This is a genomic window from Bradyrhizobium sp. SHOUNA76 (assembly GCF_023006445.1).
GTDB lineage: Bacteria > Pseudomonadota > Alphaproteobacteria > Rhizobiales > Xanthobacteraceae > Bradyrhizobium.
Window position 1 is genome coordinate 1 of the sequence record NZ_JALBHA010000321.1, and the last position, 7,586, is coordinate 7,586.

The following is a 7,586-nucleotide window of genomic DNA, read 5'->3' on the forward strand; positions in this document are numbered from 1 at the left end:
GCTCGATCCGAGCGATCTTGCGCTGCGCGAGGTGGCGGAGGCCTCCGAGGGTAGCGTTGCAAGGGCCCTGACGCTGCTCGGCGGCGATGCCCTGAAACTTCAGCAGCGCACGGCGGCGCTGCTCGCGCGCCTGCCGCAGGTCGATCCGCGCGAATTGCACACGCTCGGCGATTCGCTCGGCACCAGCGATCGCATCGCACTTGCCGCCTTCATCGACGGCATCGATCGCTGGATCGCGGAACGCCTGCATGGGGACGAGGCCAATGCCAACCAGAACCTGCCGCGCCTTGCGCGCCTAGCCGAGGTATGGGAAAAGATCGTCCGCGCCGCGCGTGACACCGAAACCTACAATCTGGAGCGAAAACCCTTGGTTTTCTCGGTGTTCGGCTGGCTGGCGGACGCAACGCGCTAGGCGCAGGTTTGTTTCCAAATTTCGAGAAGCCGGTAAAAGGAATTCGTCGTGGCAACGCGAGCTAAGAAAACCGTCAAAGCCAAGGGCAGCAAGAAAGCTGCGAAAAAAGCCACGAAGAAGGCTGTGAAGGCGCGCGCCAGCAAGGCCGTCAAGAAGACCAAGAAGGTCGCCGCCAAAAAGGGCGTGAAGAAGAGCGTCGCGAAGACGGCGAAGAAGGCCGGCAAGAAAGTCGCAAAGAAGCAGGCCGTGGCCAAGAAGACGGTAAAGAAGGCGGCCAAAAAGCCAGCCAAGGCTCCGGCGAAGAAAGTGGCCAAGAAGGCGAAGGTGAGTGCGCCTGCCGTTGCCGCTGCGCCGGCGCCTGTTGCCGTGCCCCCGCAAGCCGTGAAGCCCAAGGTCTCGAAACCCGAGATCTCAAAATCCGAGATATCAAAACCCAAGATCTCTAAACCCAAGATCTCTAAACCCAAGGCGCCGCCTGCGCCGAAGCCCGTCGCAGCTCCGCAAGCCGCAGCACCCGTCGCCGCCCCCGCGCGCGACAACGTCTTCTACATCACGACCGCGATCGCCTATCCCAACGGCAGCCCGCATATCGGCCACGCCTATGAGGCGATCGCGACCGACGTGCTCGCACGTTTTGCGCGGCTCGACGGCAAGGACGTGTTCTTCCTGACCGGCACCGACGAGCACGGTCAGAAAATGGTTCAGACGGCCGCCGGTGAGAACATGTCCGTCTCCGCGCTTGCCACGCGCAATGCCGGCCGCTTCAAGGAGATGGACGAGCGCCTGAACGTGTCGTTCGACCGCTTCATCCGCACCACCGAGGAGCAGCATCATCGCTCCAGCCAGGAGATCTGGCGACGCATGGAGGCGAACGGGGATATCTATGCCGACACCTATGCCGGCTGGTACTCGGTGCGCGATGAAGCCTATTACGCCGAGGACGAGACGCGCCTGAACGATGACGGCGTCCGGCTTGGACCGCAGGGCACGCCGGTCGAATGGGTCGAGGAGAAGAGCTATTTCTTCCGCCTGTCGGCGTACCAGGACAAGCTGCTGAAGCTCTACGCGGATCATCCCGATTTCATAGGGCCCGACTCCCGCAAGAACGAGGTGGTGAGCTTCGTCAGAGGAGGCCTGCGCGATCTCTCGATCTCGCGCACGACGTTCGACTGGGGCGTCAAGGTGCCCGGCGACGAAGAGCACGTGATGTATGTCTGGGTCGACGCGCTGACCAACTACATCACCGGCGTCGGCTTTCCCGACGAAGGCGACGGAAACTGGCGTTATTGGCCGGCCGACGTCCACATCATCGGCAAGGACATCATCCGTTTCCATGCGGTGTATTGGCCGGCGTTCCTGCTGTCGGCCGGGATCCCGCTGCCGAAGCGGGTCTATGCCCATGGCTTCCTGTTCAACAGGGGTGAGAAGATGTCGAAGTCGGTCGGCAATGTCGTCGATCCCTTCAACCTCGCCGACCAGTATGGCGTCGACCAGATGCGCTATTTCTTTCTGCGCGAGGTGCCGTTCGGACAGGACGGCAACTACAACCACGAGGCCATCGTCGCGCGCATCAACGCCGACCTCGCCAACGATCTCGGCAACCTGGCGCAGCGTTCACTGTCGATGATCGCAAAACAGCTCGTCGGCGTATTGCCCGAGCCCGGCGAGTTCAGCGACAACGACAAGGCGATCCTGGCGATGGCCGACGGCATGATCACGGCGTCACGCGAAGCCATGGCGACGCAACAGATCCATCACTGGCTCAACGCCGTCTGGGCCGTGGTCGCGGAGGCCAACCGCTATTTCGCCGGCGAGGCGCCGTGGGCGCTCGCCAAGACCGATCCTGCCAGGCAGAAGACGGTGCTCTACGTCACCGCCGAAGTCGTGCGCCAGATCGCGATCCTGGCTCAGCCCGCGATGCCGGCCGCCTCGGGCTTGCTGCTCGACAGCCTTGGTATCCCCGAATCCGAGCGCAGCTTCGCGATGCTCGGCGGCGCCAGGCGGATCGCGCCCGGTTCGACGCTGCCGGCGCCGACCCCGGCGTTCCCGCGCTACGTCGAGCCGGCGGCCTGAAGGCGTTCGCGCGATGCTGGTCGACAGCCACTGCCATCTGGACTTTCCGGACTTTGCGGAAGATCTCGACGGGATCGTGTCGCGGGCCCGTGCGGCCGGCATCGGCCGGATGGTGACGATCTCCACGCGGGTGCGAAAGCTGAATCAGCTTCTCGCCATCGCCGAACGCTATGACGACGTCTATTGCTCGGTCGGCACCCATCCGCACAACGCGGATGAGGAAGACGGAATCGCACCGGACGAGCTGGTGGCGTTGACGGAGCATCCCAAGGTCGTCGCGCTCGGCGAGGCCGGGCTCGACTATTTCTACGACAATGGCGCGCCGGAGGCGCAGGCGAGGGGGTTTCGCGCCCACATCGCCGCCGCCCGCACCACCGGCCTGCCGCTGGTGATCCACACCCGCGAAGCCGACGAGGACTGCGCCCGCATCCTGGAAGACGAGGTGGCAAACGGACCGTTTCGCGCCGTGCTGCATTGTTACACGGGCGGACGTGAGCTGGCGCTGAAGGCGGTGTCGCTCGGGCTCTATATCGGTTTCACGGGAATCCTGACCTTCAAGAAGTCGGAGACCTTGCGGGCGCTCGCGGCCGAGCTGCCGTCCGATCGGATCCTGGTCGAAACCGACTCGCCCTATCTTGCGCCGGGCAAGTTCCGGGGCAAGCGGAACGAACCGGCTTATGTGGTCGAGGTCGCAAAGGTGCTGGCCGAGACTCGCGGCGTTTCGTTTGACGAGATTTCGCGCCAGACCAGCGAAAACTTCTTCCGTCTGTTCTCGAAGGTGAAAGCTTGAAACTGGGAGCCGCATGACGCTGACGCTGACGATCCTGGGCTGCGGCTCCTCCGCCGGCGTGCCGCGCCCGGCGCTCGGCTGGGGCGCCTGCGACCCCAACAATCCCAAGAACCGCCGTCGCCGCTGCTCGCTGCTGGTCGAACGGACCTCCGAGCACGGCACCACACGCATCGTGATCGACACCTCGCCGGACCTGCGCGAGCAATTGCTCTCAACCAATGTCGATCACATCGACGCGGTGTTCTTGACGCATGAACACGCCGATCAGACCCACGGCATGGACGATCTGCGTTCGGTCGTCATGCATATGCGACGTCGTATCCCGACCTACTTCAACCAGTCGACCGCCAAGGATATCCTGTCGCGGTTCTCCTATTGCTTCATCTCGCCGGAGGGCAGCGACTATCCGCCGATCCTGACGCGGCATTCGATCGAAGCGGGCGGAAGCCAGACCATTCTGGGGAAGGGCGGCGCCGTGACGATGACGGCCTTTCTGGTCCAGCATGGCAACATTCCCGCACTCGGCTATCGCATCGGGAATGCGGCCTACACACCCGACCTCAACGACATCCCGCGCGAGAGCTGGGGCGCATTGGAAAATCTGGACCTCTGGATCGTCGACGGCCTGCGCTACACTGGCCATGTCAGCCATTTCAGCATCAACGACGCGCTGTCCTGGATCGAACGGTTCAAGCCGAAGCGCGCGGTCATCACCAATATGACGGCCGACGTGGATTACGAGGTGATCCGGCAATCGCTGCCCGCCGGCGTCGTGCCCGCTTTTGACGGGCTCCGGCTGGAGACGCACTGAATCGGCGGTAGAATTCCGCCGTGAGCCGGCAGACTCCTTGCTTGCATCGGCTGCATCATGTTGATCTAACGTCTGAAAGACAGGTGTTAGGCAAGGGCGATATTGAAGCAGGACAGGCGGCGAGCACTATGTGACCGCCGGATCGCCTCGTGTTGAGGATGGGGGGCGCGTGACAGGGGATCATGTATCGGCTGGGGGACTGGTGCGCCGCGCTCTGGATCTCCTCTATCTCGGAGCAGGCTACGCAGCGGGCGTCTTCCTGGTTGCGATCTTCGCGATCATGATGGCCATGTCGGTCGGGCGCCAATTTGCGATCAACATTCCCGCCGGCGATGATTTCGCGTCCTGGTGCATGGCCGCGATGGCGTTCCTCGGCCTTGCGCACACCTTCAAGCGCGGAGAGATGATCCGTGTCGGCCTGCTGCTGGAACAGCTGCACGGGCGGACCAAGCAGATCGCGGAGATCGTGGCGCTCGGTATCGCCACCGCTTTCATCCTGTATTTCACCTGGTATGCCGTGCAGATGACCTACGATTCCTGGCGCTTCAACGATGTGGCGCAGGGCGTCGTCGCGCTTCCGCTCTGGATTCCGCAGCTCGGTTTCGCCGGCGGACTTGCGATCCTGTCGATCGCGCTCGTCGATGAAATGATCAGTGTCATCGGTGGCAACCGGCCGAGCTACGAGAAGGGCTCGCCGGATGAAACGCCGGACGAGTTCATCGAGCGCATCTCGCAGGGCGGCGGAGGTTGACCATGGCCAATCTCGGCATGATCGAGCTGTCATTCGTCCTGCTCGTCGTCATGATCCTGCTGCTGGGAAGCGGCGTCTGGATCGCGGTTTCGCTCGGGCTCGTCGGCTTCGTGGCAATGGCGCTGACCACCAGCCTGCCGCTCGGCGCGGTGCTCGCCACCACCACCTGGAGCGCCAGCTCGTCCTGGACGCTGGCGGCGCTGCCGCTGTTCATCTGGATGGGAGAGATTCTGTTCCGCACCAAATTGTCGGAGGAGATGTTCCGGGGACTTTCGCCCTGGGTGCAGTGGCTGCCGGGACGGCTCACGCATGTGAACGTCATCGGCTGCGGAATCTTTGCGGCGGTGTCGGGCTCGTCGGCGGCGACCTGTGCAACGATCGGCAAGATCGCACTGCCGGAGCTCGACAAGCGCGGCTACGACAAGGGCCTGAGCCTCGGATCACTCGCGGGCTCCGGCACGCTCGGCCTGTTGATTCCGCCCTCGATCCCGATGGTGGTTTACGCGGTTACGGCGAACGTCTCCGTGCTTCAAGTGTTTCTCGGCGGCTTTCTGCCGGGATTGCTCGTGATCGTGCTCTATTCCGGCTACATCATCATCTGGTCGCTGCTCAATCCGACGAAGATTCCGCCGCGCGATCCCCCGATGCCATTCCGGCAGAAGCTCCGCGAGTCGGCCAAGCTTGCGCCCTGTCTGCTGCTGATCCTGGCAGTTTTCCTCTCGCTCGTGCTGGGTTTCGCGACCGCCACGGAATGCGCCGCATGGGGCGTCTCAGGCGCGCTCCTGCTGGCGTGGTGGAGCGGCACGCTGACGCGCAAGAACTTCGTCGAGAGCATCATGAGCGCGACGCGCCTGACCTGCATGATCATGCTGATCCTGGCGGGCGCGGCCTACACCACGGCCGCGATGGCCTATACCGGCATTCCGGCCGCGCTCGCCACCTGGGTCCAGGGGCAGCAGCTCACGCCGGGCATGCTCGCGCTGTATCTCAGCATCATGTACATCATTCTCGGTTGTCTGATCGACGGCATCTCGATGATCGTCCTGACTGCCGTCATTGTGCTGCCGATGGTCAAGCAGGCCGGTCTCGACCTGGTCTGGTTCGGCGTCTACCTCATCATCCATGTCGAGATGGCGCAGATCACGCCGCCGGTCGGCTTCAATCTGTTCGTGCTGCAGAACATGAGCGGGCGCGACACTTTCACTGTCGCGCGAGCGGCGTTCCCGTTCTTCGTCCTGCTGCTGGCCGCCGTGTTCATCATCACTGAGTATCCGCAAATCGTGATGTTTCTGCCCAAGCTCGCTTTCCCAGACTGATCGCACCTGGTTTTCAGAATACAGTGAGGAGAAGTCCGATGATGTCTCGTTTATTCCGCGCATGCTTGATCGCCGGCGTCGTGGCGGCTGCGACACCCGCTTTGGCCCAGACCAAATGGAATCTGCCGGCAGCGTATCCAGCGGACAATCCGCACTCCGAAAACCTCGTCGCCTTCGCCAAGGACGTCGAAGCCGCCACGTCCGGAAAGCTCCTGATCACGGTTCATCCGGGCGCCTCGCTGTTCAAGGCGCCGGACATCAAGCGCGCGGTGATGACCGGGCAAGCGCAGATCGGCGAGGTGCTGCTCTCGATCCACGAGAATGAGGATCCGCTGTTCGGCATCGACGTCGTGCCGTTCCTCGCGACCAGCTTCCCGGACGCGATGAAGCTGTATCAGGCTTCCAAGCCGTCGATCGCCAAGAAGCTGGACGCGCAGGGTCTCAAGCTGCTGTTCGTCGTGCCGTGGGCGCCGCAAGGCGTCTACGTCAACAAGCCGCTCGCCTCGATCGACGACATGAAGGGCCTGAAATGGCGAGCCTACAATGTTGGAACCGCGCGCATTGGCGAGTTGGTCGGCGCGCAGTCGGTCACGATCCAGGCCGCGGAGCTGCCGCAGGCGCTGGCGACCGGCGTGGTGAATTCCTTCATGTCGTCGGGCGGGACGGGCTACGACGCCAAGGCCTGGGAGTCGCTGAAGTACTTCTACGACGTGCAGGCCTGGATTCCCAAGGACTACACCTTCGTCAACAAGGCCGCGTTCGATGCGCTCGACAAGCCGACCCAGGAGGCCATCCTCAAGGCGGCGGCAACGGCGGAGACCCGCGGCTGGAAAGCCTGGCAGGACAAGAGCACCTGGTACATCGATCAGCTCAAGGCGAAAGGCATGGCCGTCGAGCCGCCGAGCCCGGCGCTCAAGGCCGGCTTCCAGAAGATCGGCGAACAGCTCACGGCGGACTGGCTCAAGAAGGCGGGAGCCGACGGCCAGGCGGTGGTCGACGCCTACAAGAAGATGTGAGACCGGCGAGGCCTTCCGCCCGCCGCCTTCCGGCGTGTGGGCGGAAGTCTCTCCCTCGATATCGAGACAGCCTTCGCACGCCCTGCAGATCTAGGCCGTAATCGCCTTCGCCGAACCAACCTCGTTGCGCAGCAGGAATTTCTGGATCTTCCCGGTTGACGTCTTCGGGATGGGCCCGAACACGACGGCCTTCGGCGTCTTGAAGCCCGACATGTGGCTGCGGCAGAACGCGATGATGTCGGCTTCGCTCGCGCTGGCGCCGTCCTTCAGCTCGACGAAGGCGCAGGGCACTTCGCCCCATTTCGGATCGGGCTTTGCGACCACGGCGGCGAACAGCACGGCCGGGTGCTTGTAGAGGATGTCCTCGACCTCGACGGAGGAGATGTTCTCGCCCCCGGAAATGATGATGTCCTTGGA

General features: G+C 63.3%; 7 protein-coding genes and 1 pseudogene. 7 read left to right on the forward strand and 1 reads right to left on the reverse strand.

Annotated elements, in window-relative coordinates; translation table 11 throughout:
* The 7 genes and pseudogenes from MOV74_RS25925 to MOV74_RS25955 form a co-directional block, all read left to right on the forward strand.
* Positions 1–412: pseudogene (locus MOV74_RS25925) on the forward strand (DNA polymerase III subunit delta'); the annotation flags it as partial.
* A gap of 48 nt (positions 413–460) precedes the next feature.
* Positions 461–2,485, forward strand: a complete 2,025-nt coding sequence (gene metG, locus MOV74_RS25930; protein WP_246929198.1) for a methionine--tRNA ligase — start codon at positions 461–463, stop codon at positions 2,483–2,485.
* A 13-nt stretch (positions 2,486–2,498) separates the two neighbouring features.
* A complete protein-coding gene (locus MOV74_RS25935) occupies positions 2,499–3,275 on the forward strand; it encodes a TatD family hydrolase (RefSeq protein ID WP_246929199.1) in 777 nt (258 codons plus the stop codon).
* Positions 3,276–3,288: 13 nt separating this feature from the next.
* Positions 3,289–4,086: an MBL fold metallo-hydrolase gene (locus MOV74_RS25940; RefSeq protein WP_246929200.1), complete on the forward strand. Its 798-nt coding sequence runs from the start codon at positions 3,289–3,291 to the stop codon at positions 4,084–4,086.
* A gap of 169 nt (positions 4,087–4,255) precedes the next feature.
* Complete coding sequence (locus MOV74_RS25945; RefSeq protein ID WP_246929201.1) at positions 4,256–4,837, forward strand: TRAP transporter small permease; 582 nt, start codon at positions 4,256–4,258, stop codon at positions 4,835–4,837.
* A 2-nt stretch (positions 4,838–4,839) separates the two neighbouring features.
* Complete coding sequence (locus tag MOV74_RS25950; RefSeq protein ID WP_246929202.1) at positions 4,840–6,153, forward strand: TRAP transporter large permease; 1,314 nt, start codon at positions 4,840–4,842, stop codon at positions 6,151–6,153.
* A 38-nt stretch (positions 6,154–6,191) separates the two neighbouring features.
* Complete coding sequence (locus tag MOV74_RS25955) at positions 6,192–7,169, forward strand: TRAP transporter substrate-binding protein (protein ID WP_246929203.1); 978 nt, start codon at positions 6,192–6,194, stop codon at positions 7,167–7,169.
* A gap of 90 nt (positions 7,170–7,259) precedes the next feature.
* Here MOV74_RS25955 and MOV74_RS25960 read toward each other — a convergent pair.
* The coding region (locus MOV74_RS25960; RefSeq protein WP_404979173.1) for an AMP-binding enzyme at positions 7,260–7,586 on the reverse strand (327 nt) is incomplete at its 5' end.

Coding starts and splice junctions, on each gene's coding strand:
- MOV74_RS25935 (WP_246929199.1), top strand. CDS start 2,499: ATGCTGGTCGACAGCCACTGCCATCTGGACTTTCCGGACTTTGCGGAA.
- MOV74_RS25940 (WP_246929200.1), top strand. CDS start 3,289: ATGACGCTGACGCTGACGATCCTGGGCTGCGGCTCCTCCGCCGGCGTG.
- MOV74_RS25950 (WP_246929202.1), top strand. CDS start 4,840: ATGGCCAATCTCGGCATGATCGAGCTGTCATTCGTCCTGCTCGTCGTC.
- MOV74_RS25955 (WP_246929203.1), top strand. CDS start 6,192: ATGATGTCTCGTTTATTCCGCGCATGCTTGATCGCCGGCGTCGTGGCG.